The organism is Vibrio sp. KUL70 (assembly GCF_059725515.1).
This window is the reverse complement of record NZ_AP045834.1, coordinates 2,977,520-2,996,756: the sequence shown is the minus strand read 5'-3', so window position 1 is coordinate 2,996,756 and position 19,237 is coordinate 2,977,520. Positions and strand designations below refer to the sequence as shown.

Genomic DNA, 19,237 nt, shown 5'->3' with positions numbered 1-19,237 from the left:
TTTAAATCAAATTAAAAGTTCTCAATGTTTACTTTTCGAAGTAAACACAACACAAACACATTCAAGTGTCTTGTATTCGATTCAAATCTAATTTGAATCACCATTGAGTCCGGCAAACACGTAATAAGAATTAACCCTTCTTGTTACAACCAAAAACCTTGGTTGTTTACCATACATAAGACCTCTTCGGGTTGTATGGTTAAGTGACTAAGCGTACACGGTGGATGCCTTGGCAGTCAGAGGCGACGAAGGACGTATTAACTTGCGATAAGCCCAGATTAGGTAGTAAAAACCTTTTGAGTCTGGGATTTCCGAATGGGGAAACCCACTTACATAAGTAAGTATCTTGTTGTGAATACATAGCAACAAGAGGCAAACCGGGGGAACTGAAACATCTAAGTACCCCGAGGAAGAGAAATCAACCGAGATTCCGAAAGTAGCGGCGAGCGAAATTGGATTAGCCCTTAAGCTTTTAATGATGCAGGTGAAGGCTCTGGAAAGTGCCGCAATAAAGGGTGATAGCCCCGTAACCGACACATCATAATCAGTGAAATCGAGTAGGGCGGGACACGTGATATCCTGTCTGAATATGGGGGGGACCATCCTCCAAGGCTAAATACTACTGACTGACCGATAGTGAACCAGTACCGTGAGGGAAAGGCGAAAAGAACCCCTGTGAGGGGAGTGAAATAGAACCTGAAACCGTGTACGTACAAGCAGTAGGAGCACCTTCGTGGTGTGACTGCGTACCTTTTGTATAATGGGTCAGCGACTTATATTCAGTGGCAAGGTTAACCGTTTAGGGGAGCCGTAGGGAAACCGAGTCTTAACTGGGCGTTCAGTCTCTGGATATAGACCCGAAACCAGGTGATCTAGCCATGGGCAGGTTGAAGGTTGAGTAACATCAACTGGAGGACCGAACCGACTAATGTTGAAAAATTAGCGGATGACTTGTGGCTAGGGGTGAAAGGCCAATCAAACCTGGAGATAGCTGGTTCTCCCCCGAAAGCTATTTAGGTAGCGCCTCGGACGAATACTACTGGGGGTAGAGCACTGTTAAGGCTAGGGGGGTCATCCCGACTTACCAACCCTTTGCAAACTCCGAATACCAGTAAGTACTATCCGGGAGACACACGGCGGGTGCTAACGTCCGTCGTGGAGAGGGAAACAACCCAGACCGCCAGCTAAGGTCCCAAAGTATAGCTAAGTGGGAAACGATGTGGGAAGGCTCAGACAGCCAGGATGTTGGCTTAGAAGCAGCCATCATTTAAAGAAAGCGTAATAGCTCACTGGTCGAGTCGGCCTGCGCGGAAGATGTAACGGGGCTAAGCTATACACCGAAGCTGCGGCTGCACACTTTAGTGTGCGGGGTAGGGGAGCGTTCTGTAAGCCGTTGAAGGTGGTCTGTAAGGGCTGCTGGAGGTATCAGAAGTGCGAATGCTGACATGAGTAACGATAAAGGGAGTGAAAAACTCCCTCGCCGGAAGACCAAGGGTTCCTGTCCAACGTTAATCGGGGCAGGGTAAGTCGACCCCTAAGGCGAGGCCGAAAGGCGTAGTCGATGGGAAACGGGTTAATATTCCCGTACTTCTTACAATTGCGATGGGGGGACGGAGAAGGCTAGGTGGGCCTGGCGACGGTTGTCCAGGTTCAAGTACGTAGGCGGAAAGTTTAGGTAAATCCGGACTTTCTTAACGCTGAGATACGATGTCGAGCCACTACGGTGGTGAAGTCATTGATGCCATGCTTCCAGGAAAAGCCTCTAAGCTTCAGATTGTAAGGAATCGTACCCCAAACCGACACAGGTGGTCGGGTAGAGAATACCAAGGCGCTTGAGAGAACTCGGGTGAAGGAACTAGGCAAAATGGTACCGTAACTTCGGGAGAAGGTACGCTCTTATCGGTGAAGTCCCTTGCGGATGGAGCTGACGAGAGTCGCAGATACCAGGTGGCTGCAACTGTTTATTAAAAACACAGCACTGTGCAAAATCGTAAGATGACGTATACGGTGTGACGCCTGCCCGGTGCCGGAAGGTTAATTGATGGGGTTAGACTTCGGTCGAAGCTCTTGATCGAAGCCCCGGTAAACGGCGGCCGTAACTATAACGGTCCTAAGGTAGCGAAATTCCTTGTCGGGTAAGTTCCGACCTGCACGAATGGCGTAATGATGGCCACGCTGTCTCCACCCGAGACTCAGTGAAATTGAAATCGCTGTGAAGATGCAGTGTACCCGCGGCTAGACGGAAAGACCCCGTGAACCTTTACTACAGCTTGGCACTGAACATTGACCCTACATGTGTAGGATAGGTGGGAGACTTTGAAACCGCGTCGCTAGATGTGGTGGAGTCGTCCTTGAAATACCACCCTTGTAGTGTTGATGTTCTAACGTTGGTCCCTGAATCGGGATTACGGACAGTGCCTGGTGGGTAGTTTGACTGGGGCGGTCTCCTCCCAAAGAGTAACGGAGGAGCACGAAGGTGGGCTAATCACGGTTGGACATCGTGAGGTTAGTGCAATGGCATAAGCCCGCTTGACTGCGAGAATGACAATTCGAGCAGGTGCGAAAGCAGGTCATAGTGATCCGGTGGTTCTGAATGGAAGGGCCATCGCTCAACGGATAAAAGGTACTCCGGGGATAACAGGCTGATACCGCCCAAGAGTTCATATCGACGGCGGTGTTTGGCACCTCGATGTCGGCTCATCACATCCTGGGGCTGAAGTCGGTCCCAAGGGTATGGCTGTTCGCCATTTAAAGTGGTACGCGAGCTGGGTTTAGAACGTCGTGAGACAGTTCGGTCCCTATCTGCCGTGGGCGTTGGAAGATTGAAGGGGGCTGCTCCTAGTACGAGAGGACCGGAGTGGACGAACCTCTGGTGTTCGGGTTGTCATGCCAATGGCATTGCCCGGTAGCTAAGTTCGGAATCGATAACCGCTGAAAGCATCTAAGCGGGAAGCGAGCCCTGAGATGAGTCTTCCCTGGCGCTTTAAGCGTCCTAAAGGGTTGTTCAAGACTAGAACGTTGATAGGCAGGGTGTGTAAGCGCTGTGAGGCGTTGAGCTAACCTGTACTAATTGCCCGTGAGGCTTAACCATACAACACCCAAGGGGTTTTGATGGACTCAAGACATACAAACGCTTGAATGAGTTTGAGAGAACAGAAACAGCTTTCCAGATTACTTTTCTGAAAGAAAATCAGAGAAGAAAGAATTTGCTTGGCGACCATAGCGTTGTGGACCCACCTGATTCCATGCCGAACTCAGAAGTGAAACGCAATAGCGCCGATGGTAGTGTGGGGCTTCCCCATGTGAGAGTAGGACATCGCCAGGCTTTAAATTATGAACGACTTGTCAACGACGACAAGTAGTCCACTGCGGAGTGGTAGTTCAGTTGGTTAGAATACCGGCCTGTCACGCCGGGGGTCGCGGGTTCGAGTCCCGTCCACTCCGCCACTTATCAGAAAGCCTAGTCTTACGACTAGGCTTTCGTCGTTTCTGGGGATGGGTATTTTGGTCTTCGACCAACGAGTCCCGGTCGCTTGCGACCCCAGCCTTCCGCCACTTATACTAAGCCCAAGCATAACTGCTTGGGCTTTTTTACGTTTGAATGATTGTATTCACCCTTCGGTCGAAAGAGTCCCGCAAAAGGTTTACCCGTTGTCCGCAACCAAGGCCACTCCATCATTTGTTAGAAAGCCTAGTCTTGCGACTAGGTTTTTGTCGTTTCTAGGGAGAGGTATTTGGGGATTCGACTAACAAATCCCAGTCACTTAAGAACCACATTATGTATTAAGGAGTATCTTTAGATTTAGATATAGCTGTGATTATTGGCGTCTATACAGTCTATACATATGGTAGCTCGCCATTTCTAAGTCACATGTTCCACCTAGCTCTCAGCTAGACTCTCTTTCTACTTAGCGCTTTAACTAATAGTAAAGCCTTCGTCATTCCCTAGACTGACGAAGGAAGGAGTAGGGAATCTAAACCCTGCAGGTATATAAAGTAAATTTCAAAGACAGATTAGTCGCGTAAGAAGTAAAACACCCAGCAATGGTTAGGTAGTACACCAAGGGTTACTTGCTATTTATCTTTTCGATATAGGCAAAGATATCTTTTACATCTTTCTCATTTAAGACGGAATTCCAAGCGGGCATACTTTCATTACCATTTAACACGGTGTCGATGAGTTCTGCTTCACTTTCAAACCAAGAGTTCAATCCATCATAAATGTTCGAGGGCTGCTCTGGGAGCGCTTTTCCCGAAATACCATCACCATGGCCAAGATCGCCATGGCAGGACACGCAGAGAGTCTTATAGGAGTTCTCACCAGCTTCTATATCTAAGTTAGCTGCGTATGTATTGAAGCCAATAAAGCTAGTAAGTAATAGGGTGGCGAACTTTGACATGATGACTCTCACTCATGGTGTAATTTGGGAATGAAGTAAGAGTACGATAGGTGGTATGAATATTATCTGAATGAAATGTACAAAAAAGCCGATGCATCTCTGCATCGGCTTTGTGGTGTTGTCATTACGTTTGTTATGCTGACTTCACTAAGCCCAAAGCCTTACGTGAAACCTCATGGGCAGCTTTGGTTAGGTTCTGTTTCTCAAGAGCATCAGACAGGTAACCATAATCTGAAACGTTAGAACGAAGCTCTAGCGCTTTTTCAAAGTGCGCTTGCGCTTCTGTCCACTTTTGCTCTCTTAGGTAGAACTGCGCCAGAGCACTGTGGGCTTCTGCGTTGCTATCATCTTTCTTCACTGCTTTTTCTAGCATAACAACCACTGGGTGGTGGTCGGCTAGGTTAAGTTCTGGAAGTAATGTGTACAGCTCGTTTGATTCGCTCTTAGCAATGTTCTCTTTGATGACGGTGAATGCTTCTGAGTCTGCCTTACGAGCAATTAACTGTTTAACAAAACAAGAGACAAGGTGTGTACTTTGTTTTTGCTTGCGAGATAGCTTATTCCAGTGACTGATAAGTCCCTCGCTGCCCTGTTGCTTAGCGACATCGTGCAGTAGACCACATTGTGCTTTTTGCTCTAACGCGACTTGTTCTTCAGCTGTGATTAGCTTGCTTTTAACCAATTTAGGCGTCAGTTCAATCAGAGGCTGCCATAACTTCAGCTCAACGTAAGTTGTCTTTAATAGACCAAGAACAGCAGTGTTGCTTGGGTAAGTGCCTTTTAGGGTCGACAGAGTATCAAACGCAGCTTCAAAGTTTCTCTCACTGATCTGCTGCTTAGCTTTAGTTAGTTCAACAGCAAGCTGAGAGTTCTCTTGTTGGCTAGCAAGTTCGATGTACTTATCACGCTCATCTTTATTGCCTTGCTCGTGTGCTGCTTGTGACGCCACTAGATAACAGAGTAGCGGCATGTCGTGGTGATTAGCCCAGCGCGTTACTTTTTTCTCTGCGCCTTTCCAATCACCTTCAAGCAGTTTAACGATACCTTCATTGGTGTAACGACGTGAACGTTTTTGCTTACGCACACTGAACCAGTTCCACGTAGTAGAACTTGCGTATACCACCTTCTTAAACAGGTACTCAAGGCCAAAGAGTGCGGCCAATAGCGCGATCACAAAGATAACCAAGGTAGTCACACTCATCTCAATTGTTTTATTGGCAATAGAGATCAGAACGTAGCCTTGTTGTCCCGAGAACTGTGTACCGACAAATAGACCGGCGCCAAGGACTAAGAAAAGAAAAATCCAACGAATCATTATTTCTCCTCCTTACTCGTCATTGTCGTAACTTCACGACGTAGACGGTCACGAATGACATCTGAAAGAGAGCTTTGAGACTCAAGCTTCACTGGGTATTTTACGGTGATGTTTTGTTCGCTCAGTTGCTTGATGGCTTTCTCAAACTCGATGACCGAGTTGTTGTCTTGGTTCAGGTATGCTGTTGACCACTCGTTTGCCGTTTCTAGTGCAGCGGTATAGATGTCACCTTGCTCTTTGTAAACCGCTCGGATTGCTGTCTCAAGTTTACCTTTGATGTTTTCTCTTAAGTAAAAGTGTTGCTCTGGAGAAAGTAGGGGTACTACATCACCATCACGGCTACGGAAAGTGATGAAGTTGCCTGAGAAATCTTTTAGTGAAGTCATCAGGTTGGTTTGCCAGTCGTTGATGTCACCAGAAACCACTTCTTTTGTCTGTTCTGGTGCTTCAGGCAAGATTGCATTTGCCAGCGGTAGAGTGTCGACTTGTTGTTGCAGGCTGGTTAGGCGTAGCACTAAGCCGTCACGATCGATCAGTGGGATAGTGCGAAGCTTAGTAATATCGTTCGCCATAGATTGGCGCAGTGACACTAGACTTGGATCGTTCAGTGCCGCAATGCGTTGGTCAGCACTTTCCATTAATTTAGTTGCACTGACAGCGTCGTGCTCTAAGAACAACTTGCGCCCTGCTAGTTTTACTAGGTAGTCTGCTTCTGCAAGTAACCAATCATTTGGTCTGCGACCTTTCACGTCAGCGACAGCAAGCTGCAGGCTTTGAATGCTTTGCTCTTGTTGAGCTTGTACAACCTGTGTTTTTTGCACAGCTTGAGACGCCTCTTGAATGGTCTCTTGCTTCACAGCTTGTAGGTCTTTGTTAACGGCCGATTGGGTATTTTCCAACTGAGATTGAAGGGATGCAATTTGCGCCGAGTATTCAGCATTTTTTTGCTGCATTTGGAAAGCGATACCGCCACTGAAGATAATCGAGATTGCGATGGCAATCGCACCAAACTTAACGCCGCGTTTACCTTGTTTTTCAGCTTTGGCGATTAGCTCATTTTCTTCCGATGTAACTTCAGACTTGGTTTGTGGCTCTTCTGGTTTTGGGGTCTCTGTTTTTGCCTCTTCTGAATTCTCAGAGACAACATCATCTTGAACTACTGGCTGAGTTTCTGGACTTTTTTCAGGTTCAATATGCTCATTATTTTTTTTGCTTGTCATGCTTATTTCCTGTTTCTAGCTAAGGCTGGAGAGCAGCCAGTAATATTGGGTTTGTCGCACTTGTCGTATTCGTAACTGTTGAATACCCAAGCTGTTGGGCTCGTTCTGTAATGCGTTGGCTTGGGACAAACAGATGTCTTGTGAAAAGCCAATTCGAATACTCATCAGGTGTATTGGCGGTAAGGTATTCCAATTGCTCCTGACTGGTGATGACAATTTTTGAAATCTTTTGTTCAACCCATAGAGGGTAAGTATTGTGGTGCTTTATCGGAATATATTCTCTACGGTAGGTCTCACAATAAGAGACTCGTGCTCCCTGATTGACTAGAGATTCGCGTATAAGCTCGCGACCACCGTTTCCACGCAGTATTAAGATCGCCTTTTTTTGCACGTTTCTCAGCTCTGGTAGCCTAAGAAGGTGCTCACTATCACTCACTTGTGGGTAGTTTACTTTTTGTTTACAAGCTTTGCTTAAAATGTGCGCGGTTTTTTGACCAACGCCAAGATATAGAGCGGAACTGGGCCAACTTTGGTTACTTTGTGCGAGAATTCGTTGAGCCGAGGTCACGGCGTGTTGACTGACAGCAATGATAATATCGCTGCTTTGTAACAGATCAGAAAGCGGTTCGGGGGGAGAGTTGTCAACGATGCGAATCAGTGGATGATGGATCGCAGTGATTCCATCATCCACTAGCTGTTGGCAAAGCGCTTGCCCTTCAAGACCAGGGCGAGTTACCAACACCGTCATGATTAGTCTTGGTCAGCGTAAAGCTTGGTTAGGATTTCACGGGCACCATCATCAAGAAGCTGATTGGCAAGCTTAACACCAAGTGCTTCTGCGTCTTTACGTGGGCCTTTGATTTCACCGCGTACCATTTTTGAACCGTCTGGTTCGCCAACAAGTGCACGTAACCAGATGTCATCACCGTCGAGTAGTGAGTAACTACCGATTGGCACCTGACAACCGCCTTCTAGGGTTAGGTTCATTGCGCGCTCGCATAGTACGCGATCAGCCGTATCTTGGTGGTTCAACGGCTCTAGCAGTTTGATAAGTCGCTCATCATCCAAACGACACTCAATGCCAACAGCGCCTTGACCAACAGCCGGAAGAGACTGCTCTGGTTCAATGAAGCTGCGGATACGCTCTTCTAGTTCTAGACGTTTTAGGCCAGCGGCTGCAAGGATGATAGCGTCGTATTGACCATCATCGAGTTTGCCTAAGCGCGTGCCAACGTTGCCGCGCAACTCTTTGATTACAAGATCTGGGCGAGACTCCATAAGTTGGCACTGACGGCGCAGACTACATGTACCAACAACAGCACCTTGAGGTAGCTCATCAATGTTGTTGTAGGTGTTAGATACGAAAGCGTCGCGTGGGTCTTCACGCTCACAGATCGTCACCAGACCCAAGCCTTCAGGGAAGTCGACCGGTACATCTTTCATTGAGTGAACCGCAAGGTCTGCACGGCCTTCTAGCATCGCGACTTCAAGCTCTTTTACGAACAGGCCTTTACCGCCAACTTTCGCCAACGGTGTATCGAGAATGATGTCGCCTTTAGTAACCATGGTCACTAACTCAACTTCTAAACCAGGGTGCGCAGCTTGAAGGGCATCCCTTACAAAGTAGGCTTGCCAAAGAGCAAGTGGGCTTTTTCGAGTGGCGATACGGATTGGAGTTGATTGTGTCATGGTGATTCCGATATGAGTCTGTAATAGACTAATCCTAACACTCTGTGATGAAAATTCTTACTGTTAGATCATTGCGAGCTTTGATAGATAAAGGAATTTCATTACTTCACCAAAATAGTGTGATTAGTATCTCATTTGAAACATGGGCTATTATTAGAAATAGTCAATAAAGAGGACACTACCATGCCGTGGATTTAGCGTTTTACCTAGATGAACAAAGGTGGCAGCATCGTCAGCTTTGCTTTACCATTAAAGGTAAAAGTGTTAAATTGATCACGTTTTGTTGTTACTTTCGTTCAGTAACTAAACAGAAGTGCATTTAATCTCAACCAAGGACTTACCTTGCAGGCATACACTCAGACTTTGATTCAGCGATTGGATAATCTAAATCAACAGCGCATTGATCGTGCGTTGGCGTTGATGGATTTGCAAAGTCAGCGCGTATTCCATCTTATCCCAGCACTGCTTCACTACAATCACCCAATGATGCCTGGTTTTTATGACCAACAAGTTCCTTTTGGAATTCGTAGCTTCACGCCTAATGAATTCCAAAAGCAATTTGTCGAAGATACTGAGCTGACGTTAGGCGGTAAGCTCACCGAAACGAATAACCCTGAGATCCTTGGTCTCTACACCATGGGTAGTACATCTTCTATTGGTCAAAGTACTTCGAGTGACCTTGATATCTGGGTGTGTGTATCACCGGATATGGATGGCGGTGCTCGCGATAGTTTGACCAATAAGTGTCTATTGATCACCGATTGGGCTCAGACGCTTGGCGTTGAAGCTAACTTCTTCCTAATGGACGAGCAGCGTTTTCGTTCGAACTATTCCGAAGAGATGACCGGTGATAACTGTGGCTCTTCTCAGCATCTACTGCTGCTGGATGAGTTCTACCGTTCTGCGGTGCGTCTGGCTGGCCAACGCCTACTTTGGCAGATCATCCCTCCAGAAATGGAAGAGTGTTACGACGAGTATGTGCATGACCTTTGTAACAAGGGTTACATTGATTGCTCTCAGTGGATTGATTTCGGCAAGCTGAACCGAATTCCAGCGGAAGAGTACTTCGGCTCTAACTTGTGGCAGCTGTATAAGAGTATCGACTCTCCGTACAAATCGGTGTTAAAAGCGATCCTGTTAGAGGCATACTCGTGGGAATACCCACACACACAACTTTTGAGTATCGATACTAAGCGTCGTTTCTTTGCTGATGAACCAGACCTATATGGGATGGACAGCTACTATCTGATGCTTGAGAAGGTCACTCGTTACCTTGAACGCATTAACGATGACACGCGTCTCGATCTTGTTCGCCGCTGTTTCTATCTCAAAACTCATGAGAAGTTGTCGCGTGAAGCGGGAGTCGGCTCGGTAGCTTGGCGTCGTGAAGCGTTAACTGAGATGACTCAAGCTTGGAATTGGGATCATGAGACCATCGTTGAGCTGGATAACCGTCGTAACTGGAAGGTTGAACAAGTTAAAGTTGTACACCACGCCCTGTTAGATGCGTTGATGCTTAGCTACCGTAATCTGATTCAGTTTGCGCGTCGTAACGACATCACTTCAGCAATCAGCCCTCAAGACATCAGTATTCTTGCTCGCAAGCTGTATGCGGCGTTTGAGGTACTGCCGGGTAAAGTCACACTTCTAAACCCTCAGATTTCTCCTGATCTACATGAGCCCGATCTGAGCTTTATTGAGGTAAGACAGGGCCAAACCAACAAAGCGGGTTGGTATCTGTATAAGCAGCCGCTGATTGCACATCGAATTCTTGGTCAACCATCGCTTGAGCACCATGAGTATTTGAGTAAGTTGGTTGCGTGGTCGTTCTTTAATGGATTGATCACCGAATCAACACGTCTGCATTCTGTGGTTCGTGATGCCCACATTGATATCGATAAGTTCTATCAGATGGTGAGCGACCTGCGTAATACCTTCTCACTGCGTAAGCGCCGTCCGAGTATGCAAGCACTGGCGAGCCCGTGTGAGATCAGCCAGTTGGCGATGTTCATTAACTTTGAGAACGACCCAACCTCAGAATTGAGTGCTCGCGCTTTAAAAGTTGATTTGAAGAGTGCAGATATCTTCAGTTTTGGTGAAGAAGGCCAGAGCCTAGTGGGTAGTGTCGATTTGGTTTACCGTAACTCCTGGCATGAAGTGAGAACGCTTCATTTCCAAGGTGAGACGGCAATGCTTGACGCACTAAAAACAGTATTGGGTAAGATGCACCAAGATGCGTTGCCACCAGAGTCGGTGGACGTGTTCTGTTACAGCAAAAACCTACGCGGTGTGATTCGTAATATGGTTTACCAACTGTTGGCAGAGTGTATTGACCTGCGCTTGAAACCGATAGAGCAAGAGAAGCGTCGTCGATTCAAAGCGATTCGTTTGGCGAACAAGATGTTTGGTCTGTTCTTCGAGCGTCGTGGCGTATCTGTGCAGATGTTAGAGAACTCGGTCGATTTCTATCGCAGTATTTCAACCAATAAGCTCAAAGGCTCGCCGTTGCTAATGCTGGATAAAGAGCAAGAGTACCAACTACCAGAAGTGGTGGATGGCTTTGCTAGTGAGGGTTTGATTCAGTTCTTCTTTGAAGATACCGATAAAGGCTTCAATATCTACGTGTTAGATGAGTCGAATCAGGTTGAGGTTTACCACCAATACAGTGGGCAGAAAGATGAGATGATTGCGAGTGTGAACTCTTTCTACACCTCTGTGAAAGATGACTCTAAGGTGGCGTCGAAGCTGATTAATTTTAATCTTCCTCAGTATTATCAGATTGTTCACCCCGATGATGGGCAGTCTTACGTGGTGCCTTATCGCAACGATGCCACGCTCTCTTCGCGTAATTCTAAGATCGCTAACGTTTAGCAACAAAAAAGGAGTGACTGAGTCGCTCCTTTTTACATTGGTCGCTTTGGGGTATCCATTGCTAGATTAAACCCAGTCGATCTCTTCACCAGCGTGCTTCTCACACTCAGTTTTCACCATTTCAAATAGCTCCATGCCTGTCTTTGAGCATGTCCATTTGTCTTCAATCAACTTGAAGTGAAAGCCACCTGACTTAGAAGCTAACCAGATCTCTTTCATTGGTTCTTGGCGGTTGATGATGATTTGGCTACGGTCCTCAAACTCTAGCGTCATCACGTTGCCAGTTACTTCATAATCGATGTCTGCCTCTGATTCATCGATCGCTTCTTCGATGTTTTGCATCTGTATATCGACTAGCTGATGAAATTCAGTATCGTTCATCCTTTCTATCCTATTGCTTTTCTTGAGTGTGGTGCGATTATAGGGGGCATTGAGTTAATAATCACGATATGCAAAATGAAAAAGTTAATTACCGCTCTGTTTATGTTGTCTGTTATGGGTCTTTCGGGCTGTGGTCAAACTGGTCCGCTCTACTTACCTGATGATGCGCAGCAAAATGAACAATCGCAATAAGTGAATCAACAATGTAGTAGCAATCGTAACGGATAAGGGATAAGAATTTTGGATTACTTCAACTATCAGGATGATGGCCAGCTTTGGGCTGAAAACGTCGCACTTTCACAACTGGCAGAGCAATACGGCACGCCACTGTACGTATACTCTCGCGCCACTCTAGAACGTCACTGGAATGCGTTCGACTCTTCTGTGGGTGAGCACCCTCACTTGGTTTGCTATGCCGTAAAAGCAAACTCTAACCTAGGTGTACTAAATACATTGGCAAGATTGGGCTCTGGCTTCGATATCGTATCTGGTGGTGAACTGGAACGTGTTATTGCAGCGGGTGGTGATCCAGCTAAGGTTGTGTTCTCGGGAGTGGGTAAAACAGCTGCAGAGATGAAGCGTGCGCTTGAGTTGAAGATTAAGTGTTTTAACGTTGAGTCAGAGCCTGAGCTAGAGCGCCTAAATAAAGTTGCTGGCGAGCTTGGTGTGAAGGCGCCTATTTCTCTGCGCATTAACCCAGATGTTGATGCAAATACTCACCCTTATATTTCGACTGGTCTACGTGACAACAAATTTGGTATCGCCTTTGATCGTGCGCCAGCCGTGTATGCGTTTGCTCAGCAGTTAGAGAACCTCGAGATTCACGGTATCGACTGTCATATCGGTTCACAGCTGACAGATATTGAACCTTTTATCGATGCGACGGACCGTTTGTTGGCTCTGATCGACCAACTGCGTGCTGATGGTATTAATATTAAGCATCTTGATGTTGGTGGTGGTCTAGGTGTTGTGTACCGTGACGAATTACCACCTCAACCATCAGATTATGCGAAGGCACTGCTGGCTCGACTGGATAATCATGCTGATCTAGAGCTGATTTTCGAACCTGGACGAGCGATTGCGGCTAACGCTGGTGTATTATTAACAAAAGTCGAATTCCTAAAACCGACTGAACATAAGAACTTTGCCATCATCGATGCTGCGATGAATGACTTGATGCGTCCTGCGCTATATCAAGCATGGCAAGACATTGTCCCTGTTGTTCCTCGAGAAGGTGAGGCAGTGACTTATGATTTAGTGGGCCCTATCTGTGAAACTGGTGATTTCCTAGGTAAAGATCGTGCGCTTGTTCTTGAAGAGGGCGATCTCCTAGCGGTGCGTTCTGCAGGTGCTTATGGCTTCGTGATGTCATCGAACTACAACACTCGCTCACGTGCAGCAGAAGTGATGGTTGATGGCGATAAAACTCACCTTGTTCGTCAGCGTGAAGAGCTAACGAGCTTGTGGGAACTTGAAAACATTCTTCCGGAGTAAGTTTAAGCGTTATGCACTTCCACTTTTCAAAAATGCATGGTTTGGGCAATGATTTCATGGTCGTGGACTGCATTACTCAAAACATCTTCTTCTCTCCAGACTTGATCCGCCGTTTGGCGGATCGTCATACCGGTGTTGGCTTCGACCAACTGCTGGTGGTTGAGGCTCCGTACGACCCAGAGACGGACTTCCACTATCGTATTTTTAATGCCGATGGCAGTGAAGTCGAACAGTGTGGTAACGGTGCTCGTTGTTTTGCTCGCTTCGTGCGAATGAAAGGGCTGACCAACAAGTACAGCATTAACGTGAGTACCAAGAAAGGTAAGATGGTTCTCAAGATTGAAGAGAACGATCAGATCACGGTTAACATGGGCGTGCCTGAGTTCGAACCAAGTAAGATCCCTTTCAAAGCCAAACAGCCAGAGAAAACCTACATCCTGCGTACCGACGAACACACACTATTCTGTGGTGCAGTTAGCATGGGCAACCCACATGTGGTCACAGTCGTCGATGACGTAGATACCGCGGATGTCGATACTCTTGGACCACTGCTGGAGTCTCATGAGCGTTTCCCTGAACGTGTCAATGCAGGCTTTATGCAGGTAGTAACACGTGACGAAGTTCGCTTACGTGTTTACGAGCGTGGTGCGGGTGAAACCCAAGCGTGCGGTAGCGGTGCATGTGGTGCGGTCGCTGTCGGTATCACTCAGGGCTTGCTGTCTAGCAACGTTAAAGTGCGTCTGCCAGGTGGCGATCTTCAGATCAGTTGGCAAGGGCCAGGTAAACCACTGTTTATGACTGGGCCTGCAACACACGTCTTTGATGGTCAGCTCTCTTGCTGATCACCATGAATAATAAATAAGGATAGGTTTTGTCTTACGTAGAAGCCGATGCGCTAACGGCAGAAGTGGTTGCTGAATATTTGCGTGATAACCCAGATTTCTTCCAAGATAGGAAAGAGCTGGTGGATCGCTTGGCGATTAACAATGTAGAGCAGGGTGCTGTCTCTTTGGTCGAAGTGCAGTTGAAGCGTCAGCGACAGCGCATTGAAGAGCTTGAAGAAGAGATCACCAGTTTAATGTCACTGGCAGCCAATAACGATAAAACCTTTTATGAGTTTATGGCACTGCAAGATCAAGTACTGAAGTGTCGTGACTTCATGCAGGTGATCAAAGCGGTAGAGCAGAAGGCGACTGAACTTGGCTTGAAAGCGTATGTGCGTATTCTTTCTCAGAGCGGTTTCTATCAGCTTAGTGATGAGGGTCACGCGAAATTCTCGTTGAACCACCTTAATGGGAAAGATGCGTATCTTGGGCGTTTGAGAAAGACCGATCGCCAAGACCTATTTGGCGAACAACCGGCTCCTGAGCTAGGATCGTATGTAGTGCTACCATTGGCAAAACAGTCTCCGATTGGGTTGCTGGCCTTCTCTAGTGAAGATGGTGGTCACTTTCAGCCCTACATGGACACCCTTTTCTTGCGTCATTTAGCACTCGTTGTTGCTCATATGGCAGAGACCTTACCTTGGCAGATTGATAATGAGCCTAGAGCCCAACACACCTCTTCCCAATAGTCTTCAAAAACCACTTTCTCGCTTCTATGAATACCTAAGAAGCGAGAAAGGTCTGAGCCTGCACACGCAACGCAATTATAAACAGCAGCTAGAAACCATGGCAGCCCAATTAGTGACTCTAGGTCTTAAAGACTGGCAGCAAGTTGACGCTGCATGGGTGCGCCAGCTAGCCAGTAAAGGCATGCGTGAAGGGATTAAGGCGAGCAGCTTAGCGACACGCCTCTCCTCATTACGCAGTTTCTTTGATTTCTTGGTACTGCGAGGTGAGATCTCGGCAAACCCAGCCAAGGGCGTATCAGCACCGCGTAAGCAGCGTCCGTTACCCAAGAACCTTGATGTCGATGAAGTAGGGCAGCTGCTTGAGGTCGATGAAAGCGATCCTTTGGCGATTCGTGATCGCGCCATGATGGAGGTGATGTACGGTGCAGGTCTACGTCTTGCCGAACTGGTGGGCATCAATCTGAAAGATATTCAGGCGCGTCAGGGTGAGATTCGAGTTATCGGTAAGGGTGATAAAGAGCGTAAAGCCCCTTTTTCAGGCCAAGCCAAAGAGTGTGTTGAGAAATGGCTTAAAGTGCGTGGTGAATTTGCCGCACCTGGAGAGCCTGCACTGTTTGTCTCTAAGCTCGGTACGCGTATTTCGCATCGCAGTGTTCAGAAGCGTATGGAAGAGTGGGGTAAGAAGCAGGCGGTGGCTAGTCACATTAGCCCACACAAGCTTCGTCACTCGTTTGCGACTCATGTACTGGAATCCAGTCAGAACTTAAGGGCGGTTCAAGAGCTCTTAGGGCATGAAAACATCTCAACAACCCAAATCTATACTCACTTGGATTTTCAACACTTGGCACAAGCGTACGATCAGGCGCACCCAAGAGCTCGTAAAAGAAGCAAAGAATAAGAGGCACTGATGCAACTCTACCGTGGATTGAACTCAATTAAGGCGATGACGTTTGACCTAGACGATACGCTTTACGATAACTGGCCTGTGATCATGAAAGTGGAAAAGGAGATGGCGAATTGGCTGTTCACTGAGCATCCAGTGTCGTCCTCTTTGTCGCTGAATGAGTGGCATCAAGTGAAGGTCCAAGTTGCACAGACCAATCCTGAGCTAAAGCATGATGTCACTTTGTGGCGTGAAACGCAGATCAAACAAGGATTGATGCAGCTTGGTTACGCAGAAGCGCAGGCGACAGCAGCGGCTAAGTCGGGTATTGAGCATGCGTTGTGGCTGAGAAACCAAGTCGATGTCCCTCAAGAGACGCATCGCGTGATGCAAGCCTTGAGTGAAAAACTGCCTTTAGTCGCAATCACTAACGGTAACGTTGACCCACATAAAATTGGGCTAGGAGATTACTTCCAGTTGATATTGAAAGCTGGGCCTGATGGTAGAGCCAAGCCATACCCAGATATGTTTAATCAAGCACAAGAGCATCTAGGCATTAAAGCTGAACATATTTTGCATGTTGGTGATCACTTAGTGAGTGATGTTTACGGCGCTAAAGTCAGTGGCTATCAGGCGTGCTGGTTTAATGATAAAAATGTGAATATTCAGCAAGCATCGAAAGCTCGTGTGTTGCCTGATATCGAAATTTCACAATTACGAGATCTTATGCGACTAATTTAATCGCTACAATAAGCTTATGTCGCATTTATTGTAGGGTCTTGCTACATTAACTGCCGTTTAAGAAGTTATTGAAGCTTTTTTAATCGGCAGCTGCTTTCATCGTATTAATATCCACTAAAGCCGTTGTCCTCTCTTAATACGATTACAACAAGGCTTGGCATGCATACCTATACTTTTCTCGTAACCTCTGAGGAGTCCTTAGAATCCTATCTACAACAAAAAGAGTGGCATGCCAAGAAGCAGTACCTAATCCAGTTACACTCCACACTTTCCAGCCAATCAGCGAGCCGTCTAGCCGATATCACACTGACTTACCTCAAAGATGCGACTCTAATAGGTCAGAGCGTTCAGCATATTATTCACAATAACCGTCAGGTAAGCTGCGGCAGCTTGTTGATGATTAGTGAGTTTGAAGAGACGACGCTAAGTTCTACTATTGTACCATTTAGCGGCAAAACTGGGCTGGATGGATTAGCGCTGGTTAACGCACTGAACCTGACTGAGAACAGTCAAACCGTTATCAGCATTTGTGACCAAGTCGAGGGCTGTGACTACCCAATCTATTCCGGCTTTGACACACTGCCTTATTCAGTGCCAGTTGCTGGTGGTTTGTGCCATGAGAACACTTATGGGCGATGGGTGATGTATAACGGCCAGACCTATCAGCACGCCTGTGTTGCAGTGGCGCTGCATAATCCCAATTTGAAGGTGTGGTCGGGCGCTTATTCTGAGTGGAATCCGATCGGCATGAAGCTTAAGGTAACTCGTGCGGAGGGACGTCGGTTGTACAGCCTCAATGATAAGCCCGCGATTGACGTGTTCAAGCACTATCTCGCCGATGGTAAAGACATCCCCTTTAGTCAGTTAATGAGCTTCCCACTGTATCGTGAATCAGGCAAAAAGAAGGGGATCTCGACTCCGCTGCGAATCAATGATGATGGCAGTATTGAATTTGATAGTGCTTGGCAAGTCGGTGAAGAGGCTCAATTCTGCTATAACCATCCGTCACTAACGGCAGAAAAGGTACGTCATGGTGCGGAAGTACTGGCGATGCACCAGCCGGAATCGGTGATGATCTATAACTGTGTTTCACGATTAGAGTTCATTGATAGTCGAACTGAACTCAAGCCGTTTGAAGGGATTGTTGATGCATGCGGTGCCTACTGCATGGGTGAGTTGTATCGAACGGATACTCAACAAGAGATCTTACACCATAGCCTGACCTACGTCGCGATGCGTGAATCCCATGAGTTGATTGAATATAGTCGAACGGGTGCTCACACTGATTCTATGGTGTCGCCACTGCTTAATTTGGTGAGAAATGCCGTAGCTGATCTTGACCATATGAACAGCCAGATGGAGAAGAAGCTTCATCAACAGGCGCGCCGTCTTACAGAAAGTTATCGCGTAGATTCGCGTACTGGTTTACCAAATCGTATTGTGCTTAAAGAGCAGCTCAATAGCATCAAGAGTTCGGAGCATCTGCTCACCTTAAAGCTGACTAACTTCCACCAAGTGAATGAAAAGTATGGTTACCAAGTGGGTGACCAACTGCTAAGAGACCTCTCTAATCATTTTATTGAGCGACTGCATAACAATGTGAAGCAAGACTCTCTTGAACGAGTCGAACTGTTTAGTATTGGTATCGGTGAGTGGGCGATCATTTTTGATGCAAAGGTCGAGAGTGAACGGATTAAATATCGTTTTGCCCAGTTTGCCGATGACATCGAGCACATCAACTTTGAACCCTATGGTTTAGCTGATGTAGATTATCTCTCTGTGTCACTGTGTGGTGGCTTTGCTAGCCGCTGTGACTTTACTGAAGATACTGGCGAAGAGATCCTGCTAAAAGCCATTGAAGCACGGCGCTATGGGGTGCGTAACAATACCCATATTACTAACGCCAAAGACATTCAGGTCAGTGAAGAAGACCGTAAAGACCAGTTGGGTTGGCTCTCTTGTGTGAGTCGTGCCATTTTAAGTCAGAATATCATCACTTACACACAACCTATCGTCGCTGCGGGCAGTCATCAAGAGGTGAGCCAAGAGTGTTTGGTACGCATTATGGACGACGGGGCTATAGTACCTCCAGGTAAGTTTCTGCCTATCATTGCTGACACGCATCTCTACACGCGCTTGAGTCGTCATATGATTAAGAACACGATTGGTTATATGGCAGACAAGCAGGGTGCATTCTCGATTAATTTGTCACCACAAGATCTATTGAGTGATAAAACCTTGATGATTCTAGAGGCGGCGATTCAAGGTATGAACGACCCAACAAGGCTAGGTTTAGAAGTGCTGGAGTCTGAGCAGATCAAAGATTACGGACGAATGATTGAAGTGTGTGATCACTTCAGAACTTTGGGTGCTCGAATTATCGTTGATGACTTTGGCTCTGGTTACTCTAACATTGATGAAATCATCAAATTAGAACCGCAGATCATTAAGCTCGATGGTAGCCTGATCCGTAACATTGATAAAGACCCAAAACAGCGCAGTATTGCCGCTCAGTTGGTCAAGTTATGTAAGGTGTTTAATGCTAAGACGGTTGCGGAGTTTGTTCACAATCAACAGGTGTGTGAATTAGCGGAAGACATGGGAATTGACTACCTGCAGGGCTATTACTTTGGTGAACCTAAACGTTTGTTCTAACAAAAAGGTTTCCGA

At 46.8% G+C, this 19,237-nt stretch carries 14 protein-coding genes, 1 tRNA gene and 2 rRNA genes; 11 read left to right on the top strand and 6 right to left on the bottom strand.

Features of this window, described 5'->3' with window-relative positions; genetic code table 11:
• The first annotated feature begins 197 nt into the window (after nucleotides 1-197).
• The 3 genes from AC6I7V_RS13490 to AC6I7V_RS13480 all read left to right on the top strand — a co-directional run bounded on the left by AC6I7V_RS13490 (nucleotide 198) and on the right by AC6I7V_RS13480 (nucleotide 3,447).
• Nucleotides 198-3,091: ribosomal RNA gene (locus tag AC6I7V_RS13490) — 23S ribosomal RNA — on the top strand.
• 118 nt (nucleotides 3,092-3,209) lie between these two features.
• Nucleotides 3,210-3,325 (top strand): 5S ribosomal RNA (rrf, locus tag AC6I7V_RS13485).
• 45 nt (nucleotides 3,326-3,370) lie between these two features.
• Nucleotides 3,371-3,447 (top strand) — tRNA-Asp (locus tag AC6I7V_RS13480).
• Nucleotides 3,448-4,067: 620 nt separating this feature from the next.
• Here AC6I7V_RS13480 and AC6I7V_RS13475 read toward each other — a convergent pair.
• The 5 genes from AC6I7V_RS13475 to hemC all read right to left on the bottom strand — a co-directional run bounded on the left by AC6I7V_RS13475 (nucleotide 4,068) and on the right by hemC (nucleotide 8,624).
• Nucleotides 4,068-4,400 carry a c-type cytochrome gene (locus AC6I7V_RS13475; RefSeq protein ID WP_255229609.1) on the bottom strand — a complete coding sequence of 111 codons (333 nt, stop codon included), beginning with the start codon at nucleotides 4,398-4,400 and terminating at the stop codon, nucleotides 4,068-4,070.
• 133 nt (nucleotides 4,401-4,533) lie between these two features.
• The gene (locus AC6I7V_RS13470) at nucleotides 4,534-5,715 is read right to left on the bottom strand and encodes a heme biosynthesis protein HemY (RefSeq protein WP_498011026.1); all 1,182 of its coding nucleotides are present in this window, start codon (nucleotides 5,713-5,715) and stop codon (nucleotides 4,534-4,536) included.
• Complete coding sequence (locus tag AC6I7V_RS13465; RefSeq protein ID WP_498011025.1) at nucleotides 5,715-6,935, bottom strand: uroporphyrinogen-III C-methyltransferase; 1,221 nt, start codon at nucleotides 6,933-6,935, stop codon at nucleotides 5,715-5,717. The genes AC6I7V_RS13470 and AC6I7V_RS13465 overlap by 1 nt, the downstream gene beginning before the upstream one ends.
• A 19-nt stretch (nucleotides 6,936-6,954) precedes the next feature.
• Nucleotides 6,955-7,683, bottom strand: a complete 729-nt coding sequence (locus tag AC6I7V_RS13460; RefSeq protein WP_255229612.1) for a uroporphyrinogen-III synthase — start codon at nucleotides 7,681-7,683, stop codon at nucleotides 6,955-6,957.
• 2 nt (nucleotides 7,684-7,685) lie between these two features.
• A complete protein-coding gene (hemC, locus tag AC6I7V_RS13455; protein ID WP_255229613.1) occupies nucleotides 7,686-8,624 on the bottom strand; it encodes a hydroxymethylbilane synthase in 939 nt (312 codons plus the stop codon).
• Nucleotides 8,625-8,966: 342 nt separating this feature from the next.
• Here hemC and AC6I7V_RS13450 point away from each other — a divergent pair, with 342 nt between their 5' ends.
• Nucleotides 8,967-11,495 carry a class I adenylate cyclase gene (locus AC6I7V_RS13450; RefSeq protein WP_498011024.1) on the top strand — a complete coding sequence of 843 codons (2,529 nt, stop codon included), beginning with the start codon at nucleotides 8,967-8,969 and terminating at the stop codon, nucleotides 11,493-11,495.
• Nucleotides 11,496-11,561: 66 nt separating this feature from the next.
• On the opposite strand, the gene cyaY is transcribed toward AC6I7V_RS13450, so the two are convergent.
• Nucleotides 11,562-11,876: an iron donor protein CyaY gene (gene cyaY, locus AC6I7V_RS13445; protein ID WP_032553345.1), complete on the bottom strand. Its 315-nt coding sequence runs from the start codon at nucleotides 11,874-11,876 to the stop codon at nucleotides 11,562-11,564.
• Nucleotides 11,877-11,951: 75 nt separating this feature from the next.
• Here cyaY and lptM point away from each other — a divergent pair, with 75 nt between their 5' ends.
• The 7 genes from lptM to AC6I7V_RS13410 all read left to right on the top strand — a co-directional run bounded on the left by lptM (nucleotide 11,952) and on the right by AC6I7V_RS13410 (nucleotide 19,222).
• The gene (gene lptM, locus AC6I7V_RS13440; protein ID WP_408063558.1) at nucleotides 11,952-12,068 is read left to right on the top strand and encodes an LPS translocon maturation chaperone LptM; all 117 of its coding nucleotides are present in this window, start codon (nucleotides 11,952-11,954) and stop codon (nucleotides 12,066-12,068) included.
• A gap of 48 nt (nucleotides 12,069-12,116) precedes the next feature.
• A complete protein-coding gene (gene lysA, locus AC6I7V_RS13435) occupies nucleotides 12,117-13,370 on the top strand; it encodes a diaminopimelate decarboxylase (RefSeq protein ID WP_255229618.1) in 1,254 nt (417 codons plus the stop codon).
• 11 nt (nucleotides 13,371-13,381) lie between these two features.
• A complete protein-coding gene (dapF, locus tag AC6I7V_RS13430; protein WP_255229620.1) occupies nucleotides 13,382-14,212 on the top strand; it encodes a diaminopimelate epimerase in 831 nt (276 codons plus the stop codon).
• 29 nt (nucleotides 14,213-14,241) lie between these two features.
• Nucleotides 14,242-14,943: a DUF484 family protein gene (locus AC6I7V_RS13425; RefSeq protein WP_498011023.1), complete on the top strand. Its 702-nt coding sequence runs from the start codon at nucleotides 14,242-14,244 to the stop codon at nucleotides 14,941-14,943.
• Nucleotides 14,909-15,841: a tyrosine recombinase XerC gene (gene xerC / locus AC6I7V_RS13420; protein WP_150897451.1), complete on the top strand. Its 933-nt coding sequence runs from the start codon at nucleotides 14,909-14,911 to the stop codon at nucleotides 15,839-15,841. The genes AC6I7V_RS13425 and xerC overlap by 35 nt, the downstream gene beginning before the upstream one ends.
• Nucleotides 15,842-15,850: 9 nt before the next feature.
• On the top strand, nucleotides 15,851-16,567 hold the full coding sequence (gene yigB, locus AC6I7V_RS13415) for a 5-amino-6-(5-phospho-D-ribitylamino)uracil phosphatase YigB (RefSeq protein ID WP_255229622.1): 717 nt from the start codon (nucleotides 15,851-15,853) through the stop codon (nucleotides 16,565-16,567).
• A gap of 159 nt (nucleotides 16,568-16,726) precedes the next feature.
• The gene (locus AC6I7V_RS13410; RefSeq protein WP_255229623.1) at nucleotides 16,727-19,222 is read left to right on the top strand and encodes a bifunctional diguanylate cyclase/phosphodiesterase; all 2,496 of its coding nucleotides are present in this window, start codon (nucleotides 16,727-16,729) and stop codon (nucleotides 19,220-19,222) included.
• Nucleotides 19,223-19,237: the final 15 nt, after the last annotated feature.